Here is a 21,401-nt window from a genome sequence, read left to right as displayed (position 1 = left end):
ATCATTAAACTTCTTCAGGAATACTATCTTCACGAATTCCTAATTCACCGGCGATAACTTCTTCTAACGCACGGCCAACATTTTTATCTGATTGATAGTCTTCTAATTTTTGTGGTTCATGATGGTGTAATTCATGAGCTCTTTTACTTGATAAAATTACTAAAGAATATTTTGAATCAATTTTGTTCAATAATTTATCAATTGAAGGATATAACATCATAATAGATTACCTCTTTCTACTTTTCTTCCAGTATTTCTTCTAGCTCTTCTATAGTATCTAAATTTCTAATGATTCGCAAGTGCTCCGTTTGAATAATTGCTTCGATTTTTTGAACGGCATTATCCACTGTATCGTTCACTACAGAGTAATCATAATACTTCATCAACTCTAATTCTTCACGAGCTGTTTTCATACGCTTCGCAATCACTTCATCAGAATCTGTTCCTCTGTTAACAATACGGCTTTCTAATTCATTTAAATCAGGTGGTGTTAAGAAAATAAATACTCCATCTGGCATTAATTCACGAACTTGAATCGCGCCTTGTACATCAATTTCTAAAAATACATCTTTACCTGTTGCTAATGTATTTTCTACATATTCTAATGGAGTGCCATAATAATTTCCAACATATTCAGCATATTCCAATAATTGTTTATTTTGAATCATTTGTTCAAATTCTTCTCTTGTCTTGAAGAAATAATCGACCCCATCTGTTTCACCTGTACGTGGTAGGCGAGTTGTTGCTGAAATTGAGTAAACAAATTTTTGTTCCCCTTTTGAAAAAATTGCAGCTCTAACTGTTCCTTTCCCTACGCCTGATGGCCCAGATAAAACGATTAACAATCCTCTTTTTGTCATAATCGTCTCAAAACTCCATTCTTTTTACAGCTTTTTACTATCTTATCATAAACTTTAGTCGAACAACAAGCTAAAGTAGAAAAAATATCCCTTCCTCAACAAATTATAATCGTCTCCTCATAATTGTCTGTGTTTTTTCTTGAAAATCTCGGATATTTATTGTGAAATAACGTACATAATAATTGACTTTCTTCTAAAATTTAAATATAATAAAGATAGAAATGAAAAGGTTTACATTTTAGTACGGAAGGGGAAATCATTTATGAAGAAGAAATCGAAAAAACTAAAATTTATTTTTCCTGTTGTTATTGTACTAGTAATATTAGGACTTTTCTTGACACCAAAGATTTTCGAATCACTCACAAAGCATTTCTCTATCTCATCAGATGCTGATTTTTATATAGTCGGTTACCACAACATTGAAGGATACCAATTAGACGATGTAGAACTCAAAAAAGTTTCTAATGAAAAAGTAGAAATTGTTAAAGGGCAAATCAATCCGACCGTTAAACGTGCAGAACTTTCCAATCGTTATTTAGTATTTTCTGAGGAAGGAAAACCTCACGGAGTCATTGGAAGAGTAACATCTATCGACTTTAAAGCAGGGGAAATCAAATATCATAAAACAAATGACTATGCTTATACCTCTTCTGGATCAAATCCTGATTACTATTTCACTTCTGCCTCAAATTTTTTAGCAACTTTTGATCCAACATTAAAAAAATTAGATAAATATATTTTTGAGAAACCAGTCATTCTTTCAGACTTTTCAAACGAAGGGAATCATCTTTATTTTTTAGGAACAGATGTCAAAGGTGATTCAAATCATCAGAACCTAAATAATTTATATCATTTTTCAATTCATGACAGCAAATTACAGTTAGATCATAAAGAACCGTTATTCGACCAAGCAGAGGTCACTTATTACTTTAATGATAGCTTTGTAAAAGGAAATCACTTATACGCTACTTCAAGTGGTTATCGTAAAGACTCTACGAAGGAAAAAATAATTCTAGGGCAACTGTTCCACTATGATATGGATTCAGGAACAAAGGAGTTCATCGATTTACCTGAAATTGCGCCTAACAACCTCTTTGAATTAAATAGTGATTTAGTCGCCATTGAACATTCGATAGTTTATTCTAAAAAAATCGGATTCAGCCTATTTCATTTAACGAATCAGACCTCACAATTCATCGATTTATCTGAATTCGGTTTTGATATAAATACAGATCATTTAAAAGATGTAAAACAAATAGATGATGACACTTTATTAATTTTAGTAGGCAATAAACTATTACGTTATCAAATTAGTGAAAGTACCGTCCTCTCCAAAAAAGAGGTTGATCCTCATTCATTTCATATTTGGTTAAAATAACGATACAAAAACGAGCATCTCTATTTGCGAGATGCTCGTTTCATTATTATTCATTAAGATTTTTGACCCATATCTTTTACTTTCATAATACGAGTAATACTTGCACGTTCTTGTTCTTCTAACTTCATTTCAATGTAGTAAATCGTCTCTTCTAATTGAGGAATCATACGATATTCTAAAGCATTTACTCTTCGACGTGTTTTTTCAATCTCATCAGCTAATAACTGACAAGTTTTTTCAATTTCTGTTAATGATAATAAATCGGGTAACACTGCAGAAATTTCTTCAATTGAATGATCAATCTCACTATTGGAGTTTAAATAACCATATTTAAAATCACTCTCTTGATTTTGTTCTACTACCGTAAAATTCATTTCTGGAACAGAAACACTCATAATATTTTTTTCTTGTAAATTCAATGTGACACTTTGTGGAGGAATTGCTACTAGTTCTTCAATAAAAGCTTCTTCTAGTGTTGCTTTTGCTAACACAAAACTTTTCATTCCTGCTGTTAAACGTTTTTCAACTTGATCACGTAATTCATTATTTTTACGAATTAACTCAATGAATTGTCTCATTAATTCATCTTGCTTATCTTTTAATAATTTATGACCACGAACAGAAACGGTTAATCTCTGTTTTAATTTCGACAATTCCATTCTTGTTGGTTTTACATTTAATCTCACCATTTAGGAATCACTCCCCTTTAGGTAAAAATTCATCAAGCATTTCATCCTTGATACGTTTTAATTCCGTACGAGGTAAAATTGATAGTAATTCCCAACCTAAATCTAATGTTTCTTGAATGGTACGATTCGTTTGGAATCCTTGGCTGATGTATTCTTTTTCGAATCGATCTGTAAATTCAACATATAATTTATCTGTTTTTGATAAAGCAGATTCCCCTAAAACGACTGCTAATTCTTTTGCTTGTTTTCCTGTTGCATAGGCAGCAAATAATTGGTTCATCGTTGAAGCATGGTCTTTACGAGTTTTCCCTTCACCTGAACCTTTATCTTTCAAACGAGAAAGAGATGGCAATACATTGATTGGAGGTTGAATCCCTTGTTTATCTAATGCACGATCCAAAATAATTTGACCTTCAGTAATATAACCTGTTAAGTCTGGAATTGGGTGTGTAATATCATCTTCAGGCATTGATAAAATTGGAATTTGAGTTACAGACCCTTTACGTCCTACTAAACGTCCCGCACGTTCATATAATGTCGATAAGTTTGTATATAAGTAACCTGGATATCCACGACGACCTGGAACCTCACGACGAGCTGCAGAAATTTCACGCAATGCTTCACAGTAGTTTGTCATATCTGTCATGATCACTAACACGTGCATGTCTTTTTCATACGCTAAATATTCAGCTGTTGTTAAGGCAATTTTAGGAGTCGCAATTCTTTCAATCGCTGGGTCATTCGCTAAGTTAATAAACATTACTGAACGATCAATCGCCCCTGTTTTACGGAAATCTTCCATAAAGTATTCTGCTTCGTCAAAGGTAATCCCCATCGCAGCAAATACTACCGCAAATTTTTCATCGCTATTTAACACCGTTGCTTGACGAGCAATTTGAGCTGCTAATTCTTTATGAGGTAAACCTGAACCAGAGAATACTGGTAATTTTTGTCCACGAACTAATGTATTTAAATGGTCGATTGCTGAAATCCCTGTTTGAATAAATTCATCCGGATAGTCACGAGAAACTGGATTAATCGCTTGTCCATTCACATCTAATGATGCTTCCGGTAATAATTCAGGACCACCATCAATCACATTTCCCATTCCATCAAAAATACGTCCCACCATATCTTCTGATACATTTAAGGATAAAGGTTTCCCTTTAAAACGTACTTTGGAATCACGAATGTTAATGCCGCTAGGTCCTTCGAAAATTTGCACCATCGCTTTATCTTCATGAACTTCTAGTACTTGTCCATGACGAGTTTCTCCATTTTGTAATTGGATTTCTACTAACTCATCAAATTTAACGCCTTCTACTTGTTCAACCATCATTAGAGGGCCGACAACTTCACTAATCGTACGATATTCTTTAAGCATTTGTCATTCCTCCTTTTTGAATAGTTGCTTTAACATCTTCTTGAATTTGTTCTTTAATTGCTGTAAATTGTTCCATTTGACTTTCTGGAATATATTTTGAACGAGCAATACGGTCACGAATTTCTTCTGTGCCATCCATAATTTCTGCATAATAAGCTCCGACGCTCATCGCATGTCTTGCTTGTTCTTCAAATGTTAAAATTAAATCTAACATACGGTATTGTTTTTCACGAGAAGTGAATGTATCCACATCGTCAAATGCATTTTGTTGTAAGTAATCTTCACGAATTGATTTCGCAATTGTCATTGTTAAACGGTCTTTTTCAGACAATGACTCTAAACCAACTAAACGTACAATTTCTTCTAAGCTTGCTTCTTCTTGCAATGTTTGCATCGCATGTTGAACCATAGATGACCAATTTTCATAAATGTGTTCATCCATATATTTTCCAACTTCTTGATTGTATAAAGAATAAGAAGTTAACCAGTTCATAGATGGGAAGTGACGTTTTTGCGCCAATGTTGCATCTAATCCCCAGAATACTTTAGCAACACGTAATGTATTTTGAGTAACAGGCTCTGAAGTATCTCCCCCTGGAGGTGATACTGCTCCGATAGCAGTAATAGTACCTTCACGGCCTTCGCTACCTAAAGTAACGACACGTCCAGCACGTTCATAATATTCTGCAATACGGCTACCTAAGTAAGCAGGATATCCTTCATCCCCAGGCATTTCTTCTAAACGTCCTGACATTTCACGTAATGCTTCTGCCCAACGAGATGTCGAATCCGCCATAATCGCAACACTGTATCCCATATCACGGAAATACTCTGCAATGGTAATCCCTGTATAAATCGAAGCTTCACGAGCTGCTACAGGCATATTCGATGTGTTCGCAATTAAAATCGTTCTTTCCATAATTGATTCACCAGTTGTTGGGTCAATTAATTCTGGGAACTCATTTAATACGTCTGTCATCTCATTTCCACGTTCACCGCAACCTACGTAAACTACGATATCTACGTCAGACCATTTTGCAATTTGGTGCTGAACAACTGTTTTACCAGCTCCGAATGGGCCAGGTACAGCTGCAGCTCCCCCTTTTGTTACAGGGAAGAAAGTATCGATGACACGTTGTCCTGTTAACATTGGAACTTCCGTATTTTTCTTCACTTTAAATGGACGTCCTTGACGAACAGGCCAACGTTGAATGAGATTGAAAGATTTTTCTCCTTCTGCTGTTTCAATCGTATAAACCGTGTCTTCAATACGATATGTTCCACTTGAAATACTTGTTACTGTTCCTTTTACTCCATAAGGAATCATAATTTTATGTTGAACAACTTTTGTTTCTTGTACATAACCTACAATATCTCCAGCTTCAACAGTTTGTCCAACTGCTACTGTTGCATGAAACTCCCATTCTTTTTGACGATCTAATGGGGCTACTACTGTTCCACGAACTAAAAAGTCACTGTTAGATACTTCTTTAAATGTATTCAATGGACGTTGAATCCCATCAAACATTTGAGAGATAATTCCGGGAGCTAATTCAACAGAAAGTGCTTCTCCTGTCGTTGTTACTGGTTCTCCTGGTCCTATTCCAGACGTTTCTTCATAAACTTGAATAGAGGCAACGCCTTTACGCATCTCAATAATTTCACCAATCAGTCCAAGGTGACCTACATGACAAATATCTTGAATATTTGCATCTTCCATACCTTCAGCGGTCACTAATGGTCCTGATACTTTTACGATTCTTCCGCTCTTCACCGAAGTACCTCCTCTTAACTAAATTTTACGAATTATAAAATATTTTGACCTACAGCCTTTTCCACATTTTCTTGAATTCTTGATTTTCCAATGGATAATGAACCTTTATGATTTGGAATTAAAATGATTGCTGGTGAAACAACTGCATCATAACGACGAATCGTTTCAGCAATTTCAGAGGCAATCGCTTCTGTTACATAAATAATTCCATACTCCTCACTTGCTAATCGATCAATGGTTTCTCTTGCTTCTAAACTTTCGTGAGCAGGAAACACATCAAAACCAAGAATTTTGAAAGGAAGGACTGAGTCTTTATCTCCAACAACTGCAATTTTATGAGCCATAAACTGGTCGCATCCTTTCTCTTAATTGTTCTTCACTAAACCCATTATCGATTCCTACTAAAATCAATCGAATATTTTTCACTTCCATTTCACTAGCATGAATATAGGCAAGGGATGGATAAGGTCCAAAAGCATCGAATGTCGCATCTTTTAAATAACGATAAATACATTCGTCTTTCAACAATTCTAATTTCAATACAGAAATGTTTTCTTGCGATAAAATACTTTCCAATTCTTCTTTATAAGAAACACCATCAAATAATTGTAATAATGACGCCCAACCTAATTCTTGGAATGTATCGATTAAGTGCGTTTTCGATACCGTTCCTTCATTTGATAATACCGTTTGTAAAAAGCTTCTTGATTGTTTTTGAGCACTTGCTCGAATTAAAGTAGCAATATTTTCTAAATCAATCATTAAATTAACAAATTCTGTCACTTTATCATCTTGCAATTCACGTTCTAACATTCTTAAATGTCTAAAATAATAAGTATCCATAAAAACATCAGCAGTTTCTAATCGTTCAAAATTCTCAAAATCTTCATAAGCTTCTCGAACGGCTGTTACCATAACGCTAGGAACATCTTGAGAATCTCGAGTTTCTACTAATTGTTTTAAGGTTGCTAATGAATACCGACCAATGGGTACTAATAAATGTGAAAAATCTTTTTTAGCAAATTTTTCTTTTAATAACACTTTTAAATTATGATACGTATAACGAATTGAAAAAATATCTAACAATTCAGGTGTAGGAGTTAATTCATATAATTCTTCATACTGTTGTTTTAAATGCTTCATTAATACCGCATCAAATTGCTTCGTTTGCAATAATTCATCCGTTTGAAAACCATAAGCCGTTTTTTGTAACACTTCTAAAGCTTGTTGTAATTCTTTTGAAGCTAATAAACTATTCATGATATCTTTTGAAAGTAATTGTTGTTCTAAAATACGAACAGTAGTATTGATTCCTGAATAAGCTAAATCATTCATTGAAACCCCTCCTATCTTTCAAAAGCTTTTTTAGCTAACTCTGGTGAGTATTCTTGTTTTAAATCCTTTAATAGTGCATCGAATAAATAGTTGTATTCAATTCCTGATTGTTGTAAAACAAATCCAACTTTTTGTTTTAAAGTCGTTTGGGCCACTTCTAATTCAGAAGTATTCGTTAATTGGTGAATATCTTCTTGTGATAATTGACTTGCTGTTGCTTCCCCTAACACTAATGTAATTTTCTCTTGTTTAGGTAATTGAGCTACTGCCGATTGAATAAACTGTACTAATGTTACGCCACTCCATCCAGACATTAAGGAGTAAACTTCATCAAACACGCTATCGAGTAATCGTCTTTTTTCTTGTAATATTTCTTTTTTACTCGCATTGACTAAAGATTGTTTTTCTTTATCCCAAAGTTGTTTTGCACGTTGTTTTAATTGAGTTTTCTTTGCCACTTCTTGTTCTGCTAAAGTTGCATTCATGACATTTGTACGTTCTTCTTCTTCTTTAGTAGCAACAGCCAATTGATGTGAGAAATCTTCTTTGACTTCTTTTAATACTTGTTGTTTTAGTTGCTCTAAATCTTTCAAACGTTCCAACTCCTAACCTAATTGATTGATAATTAAGAATGAAGCCAATAATCCTAAGATTGCATAAGTTTCAACCATGGCTGCAAAGATAATCCCTTTAGTAGATTCTTCTGGTTTTTTCGCTAAAATTTGAATACCAGCTGCTGCTACTTTCCCTTGAGCAATACCAGATAATAAACCTGTAAATGCAATTGGTAAAGCTGCCATTAATAAGTATAAACCAGAACTTAAAGGCATTGTTGCGCTCATTTTTTGCATAATGAAGAATGCAATGATGAATCCATAAATCCCTTGAGTACCAGGTAATAATTGTAAAATTAATGCTTGAACGAATTTTTCAGGTTGTTCTTTAATTAACGCCGCTGCAGCTTCCCCTGCAATCCCTACACCTTTTGAAGAACCAATTCCTGAAAAAATACTTGCTACAGCCATTCCTAACGCTGCGAAAATAAAACCTCCAGAATTTTCAGTAAAAAATGTTAACCAGTTTGTCATAATAAATCTTCCTCCATCTTATTGATTTGATTTTTGTTTTGTTTCAATATATTTTTCATACGTTTTAAATGGTTTTAAAGCTCTTCCTCCACCTTCATAGAATTTACCAAAGAATTCTACAAACTGTAATCTTAATCCATGAACATAAGCTCCTAAAAATGTTAGGAAAATATTTAGCCCATGAAGCGCAATTAACAGAAAAATTCCTACTGTCACTCTTGCTACTGGTGGTAAGAAAGTCACTAACATGTTAAACGCTGCTGCAATACTACCGCCTGATACAGCTAAAGCCATCAAACGAGTATAGCTGACAACATCTCCCACATAACCACTAATACCATATAAGTTATATAACCCACTTGCCAAGCCCGCAAATTTATTCGAACTTGTCAACATAGATACGATAACAATTAGTACCGCTGCAATCATCGCTACATATGATCCAATAGTTGCAAGAATCGGTATATTTAAAATCATCGAACCTACTAAATATAAAATTAAGCCGAAAATAATCGCTAACCATCCAATATGAGTGGTATACGCATTAGCATAATCTTTTTTCTTCCAATTACTATAAGCCCCAATCAATAGACCTACAATAATTTGAATAACCCCAAAAATGATTGATAAAATCATAATCGTCGTTAAATCTTTTGAAAGCGATAACGGTTGGAATGGCATATCCACTCCAAAGAATGAACCAAAGATAATTCCCCAAGCTACTGTTGGATAACTTAATAAATGGAAGAACATTAAATTACGTTTCATTCCTTTATCTAATACAAATAGTTTTAACGCAAGGAAAGTTGCTAACCATAAAACAAGTCCATATCCTATATCTGCAGACATCATTCCAAAGAACACAAGATAAAACGGCGCTGTAAATGGCGTTGGATCCACCTCTCCATATTTTGGTAAACCATACATCTCAATCATCATTTCAAATGGTTTAATGAGCGAATGGTTTTTCAAAACAGTAGGAGTTTCTTCATATTCTTCTGGGTCAATGTCCAATTCTACTACGGTCACTTGAGAAGCAATTCCATACTCTTCTATTTGTTGTTTTGCTTGTTCCACCACATCATCACATAAATAACCATGTAAGCAGAATAAATGCTCTCCTGAATACAATTGTTCTTTTGCAATTTCTTTTTGCCATTCATTAAACGCATATTCACAATACAATTTTAATTTTCTAACAAGATCCTCTTGTTGTTGCATTTCTTGTAGGAATGAATTTTTAGCTTCTTTTAATTGCTTTTGACGTTCTAAATTCAATTGCAATTCTTCTTTAGGGCTATGGTCAAATGGGTACCATGTCACACTAAAATTCACTTTCGCTAATTCTTCTTTAGCTTCTTGTTGATGTTTTCTTGAATAAGTTGCAAATACTCCAACTTCTTCTCTTGTATGATACACTTCCTGAACGACAATCCACTGACTCTCTTTTAGACTTTCTAAATAACGATTATCCGTTGTTTGAGGAATCGTCCCCATTTTCGTCTTCGTAAATGGTTGTTTAAAGATTTCCTTTGGATGGAAGTCTAAATTTCCCCATTTTCTAAGTAGAGTCTCAGTTTCAATAAGCTCTGCGTTTTTCTCTTCAAATTTTTGTAGTTGTACTCGATACTTTTCAACACTCTCCATTAATTCTTGATAATCCCAATTAGAAACGGTTTGTTGAAGTTCTTCAATCGTAAACGTTTCTTTCTTAGTTTTCAATTTTTTCATGAGTGAAGGTTGTTTTAGATATTTTTCTAAAAAGCGAATATCTTCTTGTAATCGTTCTACTTTACTTTCTAACTCTTGAAGATTTTTTTGATTCGAAGGTTTTGATTCTTCTAACATGGATTGCCCTTGACTTAAGGAAATGAATTCTAATGATTGTAATTCTTGAACCGCGTCCATCAATTGGCTTTGAATACGATTTGGTGCAATAAACATCAATTTTTTCATTTTAGCAATTGCCATATCGTTTTAACACCTCCTTAATTGTTTCCTGAACCAATTCTTGTCGATTGGCTTCAAATACTTGTTGTATTTGTTGAATTTCTTCGTTTTGAAGAGATGCTAATTCTTCTTGGAAATCCAATTTCTTTTGAGAATATTTATCCTCTAATTCTTTTTCATAATTCGTCAAAGCGATATCTACATTCTTTTTAGATTCAGAAATCTTTTGATTCGCTTGAATTTTTGCTTCATCAATTTTCTTTTGAAAATCTTCTTTTAATTGTTGAGCTTGATTTTCAATAGCTTGAACAGATTCTACAATTTTTTGGCTCATAGTACACCTCCCATCTCATAGGTCTGGATTCGATAATAAATTCCTACTTTTGTTATTATACCTTGCTTTCTTAAATGTATCAAACGATAATTCTATTCTACTCTTCTCTATTATCATTATAGTTTAATAGGAAGAAACTCTACCTTTTTTAAAAATATTTTTTATTTTTTTAAAATAATGTTTGCATTTCAGAACAAATGTTCGTATAATACAAATACAAACATTTGTTCGGGAGGTCCAATTATGGAACAATATAAAAAACCATTTCATTCATTTATTCAACCATTATTAAATAGTTTACAATTTCCAACAGAATCAACTTCATTTACACCTGTAATGCCATTAATTGATGTTGTTGAGACGATTCATAATAGTTACTATTTCAAAAAAGAAATTACTCTTTTATTTGAACAATATAATTCAAAAGGTGAATTACAACAATTTACTAAAAAAGGCATTATTAAAAGCTGTATTCAACCAAACAATCATTTTGTTTTTCTAAGCGAAGATTTAACCATGATTTTAAACTTAGAACAAGTTGTTTCTGCCATTCAAGTATAAAAAATAAGACTTCTGATATTGTAGTATTAGAACGCCAGTAGCCACCTGTGGTGTCTCTTGGCTAAAATTTGAGCCTAGGTCTCAAATTTACCTGCACTACAATGAGAAGTCTTTTTTCTTAGGGAGATAAATGTACTGCAACCCAAAAGTTAGATAAAACAAGGAGTCAAAATTCATTACTATGATTTTTGCCTCTTTTTTTATGACAACTAAACATAAAAAACTTATTACCATAGCAGTAGTAACAGAAGGCTTTTGCCTTCTGTTACAGGAAAACTCCAAGACGGTTTCACCGTCTTACTCATGACAGAAACAAAATTTGGTATTATACTTACGTTAGAGAACAATACTAATCCGTTCAATTTATTGGGGAATTGTCGTTCCTGTCAGGAAAACTGGATGAACAGGGGTCATGAGAAAACTCGATTATGCCTAGAGCATGAAAATAAAATTACATTTTACCTTCTGTTCCATTGTTCTTAAACAATTAGAATAGGAGGTTTTATTATGCAAGTAATGCACCCAGTATGTTGTGGGATTGATGTACATCAAAAATCCATTGTTTGTTGTATTTTAGATGGTCCTCTAACTTCAAACGAACCTAAAAAATATCAAACAAGCTTTGGTACCACAACTAAAGAATTAAAAGCAGCTCTTAATTGGATACTTGAACATCAAGTTACGCATGTTTTCTTCGAAAGCACAGGACAATATTGGATTCCTCTTTTCAATATCTTCTCTGATTCCGACTTAGAATTAATCCTTGCCAATCCTCAACATATTAAAAATGTCCCTGGTCGTAAGACAGACGTCAAGGATGCTGAGTGGATTGCACAACTTGGTAGGTGTGGTTTAATTAACCAATCTTATATCCCTTCTCAAGAAGTGCTTCAATTACGTTATTTAACTCGTTATCGTCTCTCAGTAAAACAACGTTTAACTCAAATAAAAAATCATATCCATGTTATTTTACAAAGAGCTAATATTAAAATAACAAGTTACTTAGCAGACATTTTCTGCAAGACTGGACAAGCTTTATTAACTTTATTTATTAATGGAGAAGTTATCAATGAAGATAATGTCGAAAGTTGTATACACGGTCGAATAAAAGCCTCTACTAGACAATTAATTGAAGCTATGGATGGTAAATTATCTACAGTAGATCGTTTTCTTATTAAAGAATGCATGGAAGAATATAAACTTCATAAAAAGATATCAGATGAACTTAATAAAGAAATAAACGAATATATTTTAGAACATTTCCCTGAAGAATATCAACTTCTTCTAACAATTCCTGGTATCAGTGATAATTGTTGTGCCACTATATTAGCTGAAATCGGTCCAAATGTTGAAGCTTTTAAAACTGATAAGAACTTAGCTTCATGGGCTGGAATGTGTCCGGGTTCTAACGAAAGTGCCGGTGTAAAGAAATCTTCGCACACGACGCAAGGCAATAAATATCTTAAACAAGCCTTAGTAATGTCGGTGTTAAGTGTTCAACGTGTTAAAGAGGAAACCTTTTCAGTTTTCTATCAGCGAATATCTAGCAGAGGAAGTAAAATGAAAGCTATTATTGCTTGTGGTCATAAAATGCTTAGAATTATCTATAAAATACTTCAATCGCACAAACCTTATGATAGTCAAAAAGCGTTAGGTCTGCGACAACAGACTAACGCTTAATCTTTGACAATTTAAAAAAATTTCCACTTACATTATAGCATAGGTAGTATCTTTTTGTCTTTTTTTCGTACTTTGTTTCAAATAAAAATTGAGACCTTGGCTCAATTTTTAGCCATGAGATTCGCAAAGCGAAGCTGCTGGCGTCCTTGCTATAGTAATAAAGTCTTTTATAAAAAATTATAATATCGGAGAAAGCAGTCTGGAGAATTTTTGTTTAAATTTTTTCCACGGAGATTGCTTTTTAAAATACTCTTCATCTACTAATAAACAGTTCTCAATATCTTTCTCAAAAATATCTTGTAGCTTACATGAAATTTCCTCATCATAAATAAACGCATTAATTTCAAAATTCAATCGGAAACTTCGCATATCAAAATTAGAGGTTCCAACTGTAGAAGCAACGCCATCTACGACCATTGTTTTTGCATGCAAGAAACCTTCTTCGTATAAATAAATTTCTACACCGTCTTTTAATAAATTCCGACAATAATATTCTGTTGCACGATAAACAAATGGATGATCCGGTTTACATGGAACCATAATCCGTACTTTTACCCCTGAAAGAGCAGCTACTTGCAAAGCTTCCAGAACACTTTCATCTGGAATAAAATAAGGCGTTTGAATATCAATTGATTTTTTCGCCATATAAATCATTTTAACAAATCCCATTTTAATTTTTTGATAATCATTATCTGGACCTGTTGAAACGATTTGCATCGCTGTATCTCCTAAACATTCTAAAGTAGGAAAATATCGCTCAGAAAATGTTTTTTGATATCGTTCTGAAGCTGTCGCATTCCAATCAATAAAGAAACGAGCTTGAAGAGATAATACAGCATTCCCTCTAATTCTTAAATGGGTATCTCTCCAGTGGCCCAGTTTTCCCTTTCCTAAATATTCGTCCCCTATATTAAAGCCACCCACATAGCCAATTTTTCCATCAATAACAACAATTTTACGGTGATTACGATAGTTCATCCGCAAATTAATAATCCCAAATGTATACCCAAAAAAGGCTTCTGAACGTCCACCCGCATCGTGCAGTTTCTTCCAAAATTTTTGTTTTGTAAAACGAGCCCCTAATGCATCATATAGCACTAAAACTTCGACTTCTTGCTGCGCTTTTTCAACTAAAATCTCTAATATTTCATGGCCTAATTCATCATCATTAAAAATATAATAGCCGATATGAATATGGTCTTTAGCATTTCTCAAATCTTCTTTTAACTGAGTAAATTTCTCCTGTCCAGACGTCATAATTTCAACTTGATTTCCTTTTGTAATAACAGATTCATCACTTTCTAAAAAAAGAACGGCTAATTCTTTTAAATATAAATCTTCAAAAAAAGTATTATCTTGTTCTAATTCTTCTAATTGAGTTTCGGCTCGTTTTCTAATTCGAAATGTGTCTTGAGATTTCAAATCAAAAATCCGATCTTTACTAATTTTTCTTCCAAAAAAGAAATAAATAATAAACCCTAAAAATGGGAAAAAGACTAAGACTAATAACCAAGCCCATGTAGCAGAAATCTCTCTTGGTTCTCTAAATACAGTAATAATTGCTCCAAGTGTATTGATAAATACTAAACCTGAAATTATAAGTGTTAATAAATCCATTTTGCTCTCCTTCCCTTCTACTTAGAAAAAATGTGGGAAAACAAAAACTGTTTTCCCACCCAATTTATTATTCTAGTCATTTAATAAGTGAGATTTTTCTTTTCGAGATAAGTATCTTGTTCCTTTTGGAATGTAAATATCACGTTTTACATAAATCAACGTTACTAATACTACTAGTGTTACGACTAATGTAGCAATAAAGTTTGCTGAAAAGCCTAAAAATCCACTTGCTAAAGCAACTTTTTCAGTTGCAAATAATGTTGGTGCTCCAATTGCACTAGCAATAGCATGGAAACCATAGCTAACAAATGTTGCAATAATGCTAGCTGTTACAACATTTAATACTGTAGAAGAAATACGAGCGTTAAATGCTGTACGAACCGTATTTCTAGCAAAGAATCCCGCAAAAGCTACAAATCCATATCCCATTACAGAATCATGGAATGGAACAACAATATATCCTGTTCCACTTGGATGTAAGACAGCATGTAGAAGACCAAATAAAATACTTGCGATTGCTCCCCAAATTCCTCCATGACGAAGAGAAAGTAAAATTAAAGGAATAATAGCAAAGTCAATGACTACATTTCCTCCAATTGCTGGAATGTAAGAAAGCCCACTAGCAACAGCAATAGCTAACAACACTTCTAACATAATTTTAACTGCTTTTGAACCCATGAATGTTCCCCTTTCAACGATACAACTTAATCTTTTTTATAATGTGAAGCTTCCATAATAATTGGAAGAATTACCGGACGACGTTTTGTTTGTTCAAATAAGTAGCGACTTAATCCATCACGTACTTCTTGTTTTAAACGTGGCCATTCAAAATTATCACTTGCTAAGTTTTCTTCTACAATATCTGTGACAATTTTTTGAGATTCTTGTAATAACTCTTCACTTGTCTTCATATAAACAAAGCCTCGAGATACAATTTGTGGTCCGGATAGAATTTTTCCTAAACGTCTAGAAATCGTTACAACGACTACGAAAATTCCATCTTCTGATAAAATCTTACGATCTTTTAATACGATATTGCCGATATCACCAACACCAATTCCGTCTACTAAAACATTTCCCGCTTGAACTTGGCCAGTAGCTGTCATTCTTCCATTAGAAATTTCAATAACATCCCCTTTACCAGGAATGAAAATATTAGAATATGGAATGCCTAATTCATGCGCTAATTCAGCATGAGCTAATAAGCTACGATATTCCCCTTGAACTGGAATGAAGAATGTTGGTTGTAATAAATTCATCATTAGTTTTAAATCATTTGGAGTTGCGTGTCCGCTCGCTTTCGAATTATGTGCCATTTCAACGACTTCAGCTTCTGCACGATAAATCATATCTTTCGTACGAGCAATTGCTGTTTCCATTGCAGTTGAAGGAGTTGTCGCAATATAAACTAAATCTCCTTGATGTAAATTCACTTGGCGGTGACGACCTTGTGCCATTTTTTGTAGAGCTTTAATTGGTTCGCCCACATTTCCTGTTTCTAATACAACAATTTCATCATCTGCCAAACGTTTTAATTCACGTGCTGTTACGAATAAATCTTCTGAAGGAACCGTTAATTTATTTAATTTCAATGCGATATTCACAATTTCTTCTAATTCCGCACCTGTTAAGAAAATCTTGCGCCCTGATTCATAAGCTGCATTAAAGACTTGTTGAATACGTAAAATATTACTTGCCACACAAGCTACAATAATACGACCTGTAGCATCTCTAAATGTATCTAAAATACTAGCTTCAATTCTACGATCACTAACATTTTCCTCATAACTTTCAGCATCACTAGAATCACTTAATAAGGCTAAAACATATTCTTCTCCAATATCCGTAATACGGCCAAAATTACTTTGATAGCCAACGGCAGCACTTTGGTCAAACTTAAAATCTCCAGTATAAACAATACTTCCGTCTGCTGTTTTTAAAACAATCGCTACTGAATCTGGAATAGTATGGGTTGTTTTGAAAAATTTCACCGTTACAGATTCAAAATCAATTTCTGTATTTTCAGTGACGATATGATAATCATCAAATCCTTTTACTTGTTTAGAAGACTCTACATAATATTTTGCTAAAGCAATCGTTAATTCTGTCCCAAAAACTGGTGCTTGAATATTTTTTAGAAAATAAGGAAGAGCTCCTACTGCATCCGCATGACCATGGGTTAAAAATACTCCTGCAATCCGATCTTTGTTTTCTTCTAAATAAGTAAAATCTGGAATCACGACATCGATTCCTAATAATTCGTCTTCTGGATAAACCAATCCACAATCTAAGACGAAAATATCTTCATCTACTTCAACGGCATATAAACTCTTACCGTTTTCTCGAACGCCTCCTAGCGCCATTATTTTAATTGAACTCATAGTTCACCTCATCTTATTTATTTGTTGTATTTTGTCTTACCAACTTGTTTACATTCTTATTCTAGAATAACATATTTACGATTTTTTGACTAACATTTCATATTTTTTCTTGGAAATAAAAAATGAGGCTAGGGTTTTCCTAGCCTCATTTTATGAATGATTAAGCTTCTTTTTCGATTAATGCTTTACGAGATAAGTTGATACGACCTTGTCCATCAATTTCAGTAACTTTTACTTTTACTTTATCTCCAATCGCTAATACATCTTCTACTTTCGCCACACGTTCATGCGCTAATTCAGAGATGTGAACTAATCCATCTTTTCCTTTTGCAATTTCAACAAAAGCTCCGAATTTTTCAATACGGCGAACAGTTCCTTCATAAACTTGTCCAACTTCGATTTCACGTGTTAAATCTTCAATAATTTCTTTTGCACGTTGAATCATTGCAGCATCAGTTGAAGCGATGGATACATGACCTTCTTGATCGATATCAATTTTAACGCCAGTTTCATCAATAATGCTATTGATTGTTTCTCCACCACGACCGATAACAACTTTAATTTTATCTGGGTGAATAGAAATCATTTCAATCTTAGGTGCATATGGGCTTAACTCTTTACGAGGTTCAGCAATTGTAGAAGTTAATTCTTCTAAAATTTCAAAACGAGCTTTTTTCGCTTGCGTTAATGCTTCACGTAAAATTTGTTCCGTAATTCCTTGGATTTTAATATCCATTTGTAAAGCTGTAATACCAGTTGTTGTACCAGCAACTTTAAAGTCCATATCTCCTAAGTGGTCTTCTAACCCTTGGATATCTGTTAATACTGTATAGTTTGTACCATCAGAAATTAATCCCATCGCAATACCCGCTACAGGTGCTTTAATTGGTACACCTGCTGCCATTAAGGCTAGTGTTCCCGCACAAATACTTGCTTGAGAAGATGAACCATTTGATTCTAATACTTCTGATACAAGACGAATTGTATAAGGGAAATCTTCTGGAGTTGGGATGACTTGTTTCAATGCACGTTCCCCTAAAGCACCGTGACCAATTTCACGACGACCTGGGCTTCCAGCACGACCTACTGAACCTACAGAGAATTGTGGAAAATTGTAGTGGTGGATGAATCGTTTACCTTCTTCAATTCCTAAACCATCAATGACTTGATATTCTCCTAAAGGTGCTAATGTAGCTGAAGTTAATGCTTGAGTTTGTCCACGAGTAAATAAACCTGAACCGTGAACACGTGGTAATAAGTCAATTTCTGAAGACAATGGACGAATTTCATCAATTTTACGACCATCAGGACGTACTTTTTCTTCAGTAATTAAACGACGTACTTCGTCTTTTTCAAGATTATCCACTAATTGAGAAACTTGTTTTAATAAGCCTGCTTTTTCATCATTGTCTTCTAAAACAGCTTCAAAATGTTCTAAGGCAGTTTCTTTAACTTTTTCAATATTTTCTTCACGAGCTAATTTTTCTTCTGTTTGGATTGCATTAATCATTGCTTGACTGAATAAGTCTTTCACTTGTTTTTCGATTTCTGGATCAAATGATAGCAATGTTACTTCCATTTTTTCTTTTCCAATTTCTTGAACGATTTGTTGTTGGAAAGCTACTAATTTTTTAATTTCTTCGTGACCGAATAATAATGCTCCTAACATATCTTCTTCGCTCACTTCTTTAGCAGAGCTTTCTACCATGTTAATCGCAGTTGCAGTACCTGCTACAGATAATTCGATATCTGATAATTCAGCTTGTTCAGTTGTAGGGTTAATCACGTATTCTCCGTTTACACGACCAACATCTACCCCAGCAATTGGACCATCAAATGGAATATCTGAAATACATAATGCTAAACTTGAACCAAACATTGCTGCCATTTCTGGTGGACAGTTTGGATCTACAGACATTACAGTATTTGTAATTTGAACTTCATTACGGAAACCTTCTGCAAACATTGGACGAATTGGACGGTCAATTAAACGAGCTGTTAATGTCGCATGTTCACTTGGACGTCCTTCACGTTTAATAAATCCTCCAGGAATTTTACCTGCTGCATACATTTTTTCTTCATAGTTCACTGTTAATGGGAAGAAATCTGTATCCTTTGCTTGTTTTGTACCAACGGCTGCTGTTAATACCACTGTATCTCCATAACGAACTAAGACAGCACCATTTGCTTGTTTTGCTAATTGGCCGATTTCAACTTGTAACAGTCTTCCGCCCCATTCATAGCTATATACTTTTTTTTCTGACATATCGATTCTCCTTTTCTTCTTTTTAAGAGTATCTTTTAAACCTACTTTTAGAAATATAAACAGACGAAAAACTCACCTTCTTATATTTCTAAAGTAAGCACGCTAAAAAGAATACTCCTTGATTGTCATACGCAATAATTCTACCATAAACGATACTGAATAACTATTTTTTTGAGTAAACTTTAGCATTTTTTGAAAAAAGGTAAATTCTCAATCTAAATTCTAGTTTAGAAATTAGTTGAATTTAGTCTGAGAACAGATGGAAAATTAGAGTTTTTTTGTACCAATCTAAGTTCTAGTCGATAAAAAAACAACAGAAATCTTGATTTCTGTTGTTTTTTTTAGAAAGGAAACTAAATTTTGAGCGCACGACATTGTCTCAGTTCGAGAACATCTCAAACTAAGTTCGAGGTTGCTGGAATTTACTGTGGGACAAATGTTTCCTTTCTCTAATTAATATTTTAATAAGTTCTGTTGATTATTTATGAAAATTTATCTTGATTTATACTATTATTTTTTAAATAATATTGGTGATTGGATAACGTTATTGGGTTCGATGTAATGAACACCTAATGCTTTCGCAGCAGCTTCTCCAAACATAAAGGTAAAGTATTCATAAGCTGACTTATTATTTAAGGATTGTCGTTTAACCCCATTTAAGTGAGATACAGCAAGGTTAATATCCTCCTGTGTATATTCATCGAAAGAAGTTCCCTTTGGGAAATAGTCGCGAATCAATGTATGATTTTTTTCGATACGAGCCTTTTGATCAGGACGATTAGGTTCACAAAAGAAAAGATGACAGTGATTCTCATCGTCTGATTCAATCGAAGAAATATCGGCAAATTCACCACCATTATCGGTTAATATAATAGGAAAAAGGGAAGAAAATGATAATTTATTTTTTAATAGATCAAGCTTGATGCGATTTAAGTGTTCAACAACTTGAGCAGTCGATTTATTATCTAATAATTGTGCGAATATAAAATTACAAGAGGATACATTGAAGGTTAATAGGACCTTACCTCCAATACGACCAATAACGGTATCCATTTCAAGCCAATAATGATAGTCACCGGAATGAAGGATCTCTAAAAAGTCACTGTAGTGATGCCCAACTTTATCCTTAGAAGGAATAGGAGGTAAATCATGAGATTTTCTTGGTTTAAATTTAACAATACGAGGAAAATCTATAGGAGCGACATCCATATATCCTTTTTTAACATAACGATAAAGAGTTGAACGAGAAATCGATAGTTCGTTAGTTACGATAATATGATGTAAATGTTGACCTTTATGAATTCCTTCTGACACAATATCATTTATTTCATAAAAACTCTCCTTATTAAGCGCAATACCTTCACGAGAATAAGATAATTCAGCCTCATATTGTCGTTGTGCATGCTTAGCGTGGTAAAATTGTTTACAATGTCCACATTTACTACGCTTAAAAGGACAATTGTTACAACAATACGGTGGCTTATTTAAACGCTCGCAAGGAGAAAGCTTTTCATGTTCATCTGGTTGTTTAACGATTAGATGTTTTTTTATTTCTTTTGAAACAGTAGAAGGATTCTTCTCAATGATTGAAGCAATCTTTCTAAAAGAAAAACCTTGTGTAATACCTAATTCAATTTCAATACGATCAGATAGAGTTAAATGTTTGTGTTTCATAGTTTTATACCATCATTTGTCCCATACTTAATTCTACCGAAAAATGTAGTCTCATACTAACTTCTAGTTTTGACACTTAACTAGAAGTTACTTTGAAACTTTACGTTTTTTGAAAAAAATCCTAAAAACAATTGCATTTTAACTTCAAAGTGCTATACTAAAAACGTAATCAATGCCTCCTTAGCTCAGTTGGTAGAGCAGTAGACTCTTAATCTATGGGTCACAGGTTCGAGCCCTGTAGGGGGCATCTAAATCAACAGGAAGAAGCCTTGATTTACAGGGCTTTTTTGCTTGTTTATAACTGATTTACCCCACTTTTAAATCTAGATTTTCTTTTTTAATCAAATTACATCTTAACAAATAGTGTAAACCCATTTACTTTTGCTTTGATGCCATACAATATTTTCATGTAGAGAAGACAAATTTTATC

The 21,401-nt window shown here is 33.6% G+C and carries 19 protein-coding genes and 1 tRNA gene; 4 read left to right on the top strand and 16 right to left on the bottom strand.

Annotated features, from left to right (window positions below; all coding sequences use genetic code 11):
• Nucleotides 1–4: 4 nt before the first annotated feature.
• Nucleotides 5–220, bottom strand: coding sequence for a DNA-directed RNA polymerase subunit omega (rpoZ, locus tag RWM24_RS07645; RefSeq protein WP_006703591.1), 216 nt, complete (start codon nt 218–220; stop codon nt 5–7).
• Between the two features lie 16 nt (nt 221–236).
• Nucleotides 237–860 carry a guanylate kinase gene (gene gmk, locus RWM24_RS07640; protein ID WP_314113099.1) on the bottom strand — a complete coding sequence of 208 codons (624 nt, stop codon included), beginning with the start codon at nt 858–860 and terminating at the stop codon, nt 237–239.
• Between the two features lie 262 nt (nt 861–1,122).
• Here gmk and RWM24_RS07635 point away from each other — a divergent pair, with 262 nt between their 5' ends.
• Nucleotides 1,123–2,238, top strand: a complete 1,116-nt coding sequence (locus tag RWM24_RS07635) for a hypothetical protein (RefSeq protein WP_314113096.1) — start codon at nt 1,123–1,125, stop codon at nt 2,236–2,238.
• Nucleotides 2,239–2,291: 53 nt separating this feature from the next.
• Here the strand turns inward: RWM24_RS07635 and RWM24_RS07630 are convergent, their stop codons facing one another.
• From RWM24_RS07630 to RWM24_RS07590, 9 genes are read right to left on the bottom strand one after another with little or no spacing between them, the layout of a single operon-like run.
• On the bottom strand, nt 2,292–2,927 hold the full coding sequence (locus RWM24_RS07630) for a V-type ATP synthase subunit D (RefSeq protein WP_006703588.1): 636 nt from the start codon (nt 2,925–2,927) through the stop codon (nt 2,292–2,294).
• Between the two features lie 7 nt (nt 2,928–2,934).
• A complete protein-coding gene (locus RWM24_RS07625; protein ID WP_006703587.1) occupies nt 2,935–4,311 on the bottom strand; it encodes a V-type ATP synthase subunit B in 1,377 nt (458 codons plus the stop codon).
• Complete coding sequence (locus RWM24_RS07620) at nt 4,304–6,085, bottom strand: V-type ATP synthase subunit A (protein WP_314113093.1); 1,782 nt, start codon at nt 6,083–6,085, stop codon at nt 4,304–4,306. Before RWM24_RS07620 ends, RWM24_RS07625 begins: the two co-directional genes overlap by 8 nt.
• 32 nt (nt 6,086–6,117) lie before the next feature.
• The gene (locus tag RWM24_RS07615; protein WP_006703585.1) at nt 6,118–6,429 is read right to left on the bottom strand and encodes a V-type ATP synthase subunit F; all 312 of its coding nucleotides are present in this window, start codon (nt 6,427–6,429) and stop codon (nt 6,118–6,120) included.
• On the bottom strand, nt 6,419–7,420 hold the full coding sequence (locus RWM24_RS07610; RefSeq protein ID WP_314113090.1) for a V-type ATPase subunit: 1,002 nt from the start codon (nt 7,418–7,420) through the stop codon (nt 6,419–6,421). Before RWM24_RS07610 ends, RWM24_RS07615 begins: the two co-directional genes overlap by 11 nt.
• 11 nt (nt 7,421–7,431) lie before the next feature.
• A complete protein-coding gene (locus tag RWM24_RS07605) occupies nt 7,432–8,013 on the bottom strand; it encodes a hypothetical protein (protein ID WP_314113088.1) in 582 nt (193 codons plus the stop codon).
• 12 nt (nt 8,014–8,025) lie between these two features.
• Complete coding sequence (locus RWM24_RS07600) at nt 8,026–8,508, bottom strand: V-type ATP synthase subunit K (protein WP_314113086.1); 483 nt, start codon at nt 8,506–8,508, stop codon at nt 8,026–8,028.
• Nucleotides 8,509–8,526: 18 nt separating this feature from the next.
• Nucleotides 8,527–10,479, bottom strand: a complete 1,953-nt coding sequence (locus RWM24_RS07595; RefSeq protein ID WP_314113083.1) for a V-type ATP synthase subunit I — start codon at nt 10,477–10,479, stop codon at nt 8,527–8,529.
• Complete coding sequence (locus tag RWM24_RS07590; protein WP_006703580.1) at nt 10,466–10,792, bottom strand: hypothetical protein; 327 nt, start codon at nt 10,790–10,792, stop codon at nt 10,466–10,468. Before RWM24_RS07590 ends, RWM24_RS07595 begins: the two co-directional genes overlap by 14 nt.
• A 243-nt stretch (nt 10,793–11,035) precedes the next feature.
• Here RWM24_RS07590 and RWM24_RS07585 point away from each other — a divergent pair, with 243 nt between their 5' ends.
• Together RWM24_RS07585 and RWM24_RS07580 are read left to right on the top strand one after the other, a co-directional pair.
• Complete coding sequence (locus RWM24_RS07585; RefSeq protein ID WP_006703579.1) at nt 11,036–11,353, top strand: hypothetical protein; 318 nt, start codon at nt 11,036–11,038, stop codon at nt 11,351–11,353.
• 507 nt (nt 11,354–11,860) lie between these two features.
• The gene (locus RWM24_RS07580) at nt 11,861–13,033 is read left to right on the top strand and encodes an IS110 family transposase (protein WP_314113081.1); all 1,173 of its coding nucleotides are present in this window, start codon (nt 11,861–11,863) and stop codon (nt 13,031–13,033) included.
• Between the two features lie 177 nt (nt 13,034–13,210).
• Here the strand turns inward: RWM24_RS07580 and cls are convergent, their stop codons facing one another.
• The 5 genes from cls to RWM24_RS07555 all read right to left on the bottom strand — a co-directional run bounded on the left by cls (nt 13,211) and on the right by RWM24_RS07555 (nt 20,971).
• Nucleotides 13,211–14,650: a cardiolipin synthase gene (cls, locus tag RWM24_RS07575; RefSeq protein WP_314113078.1), complete on the bottom strand. Its 1,440-nt coding sequence runs from the start codon at nt 14,648–14,650 to the stop codon at nt 13,211–13,213.
• A 72-nt stretch (nt 14,651–14,722) separates the two neighbouring features.
• A complete protein-coding gene (locus RWM24_RS07570; protein ID WP_314113076.1) occupies nt 14,723–15,328 on the bottom strand; it encodes an energy-coupled thiamine transporter ThiT in 606 nt (201 codons plus the stop codon).
• A gap of 26 nt (nt 15,329–15,354) precedes the next feature.
• The gene (locus tag RWM24_RS07565; protein WP_314113074.1) at nt 15,355–17,031 is read right to left on the bottom strand and encodes a ribonuclease J; all 1,677 of its coding nucleotides are present in this window, start codon (nt 17,029–17,031) and stop codon (nt 15,355–15,357) included.
• Between the two features lie 160 nt (nt 17,032–17,191).
• Entirely contained in the window at nt 17,192–19,297 is a 2,106-nt protein-coding gene (pnp, locus tag RWM24_RS07560; RefSeq protein ID WP_006703569.1) for a polyribonucleotide nucleotidyltransferase, read from the bottom strand.
• Between the two features lie 510 nt (nt 19,298–19,807).
• Nucleotides 19,808–20,971 (bottom strand): IS30 family transposase, encoded by a 1,164-nt coding sequence (locus RWM24_RS07555; protein ID WP_314113070.1) that lies wholly within the window; start codon nt 20,969–20,971, stop codon nt 19,808–19,810.
• A 174-nt stretch (nt 20,972–21,145) separates the two neighbouring features.
• On the opposite strand from RWM24_RS07555, the gene RWM24_RS07550 reads away from it, so the two are divergent.
• A tRNA-Lys gene (locus RWM24_RS07550) sits at nt 21,146–21,218 on the top strand.
• Nucleotides 21,219–21,401: the final 183 nt, after the last annotated feature.

The organism is uncultured Granulicatella sp., from assembly GCF_963516875.1.
Classification (GTDB): domain Bacteria; phylum Bacillota; class Bacilli; order Lactobacillales; family Aerococcaceae; genus Granulicatella.
Note: the sequence above shows the minus strand (reverse complement) of the source record. Positions and strands in the feature narration are given on the sequence as shown.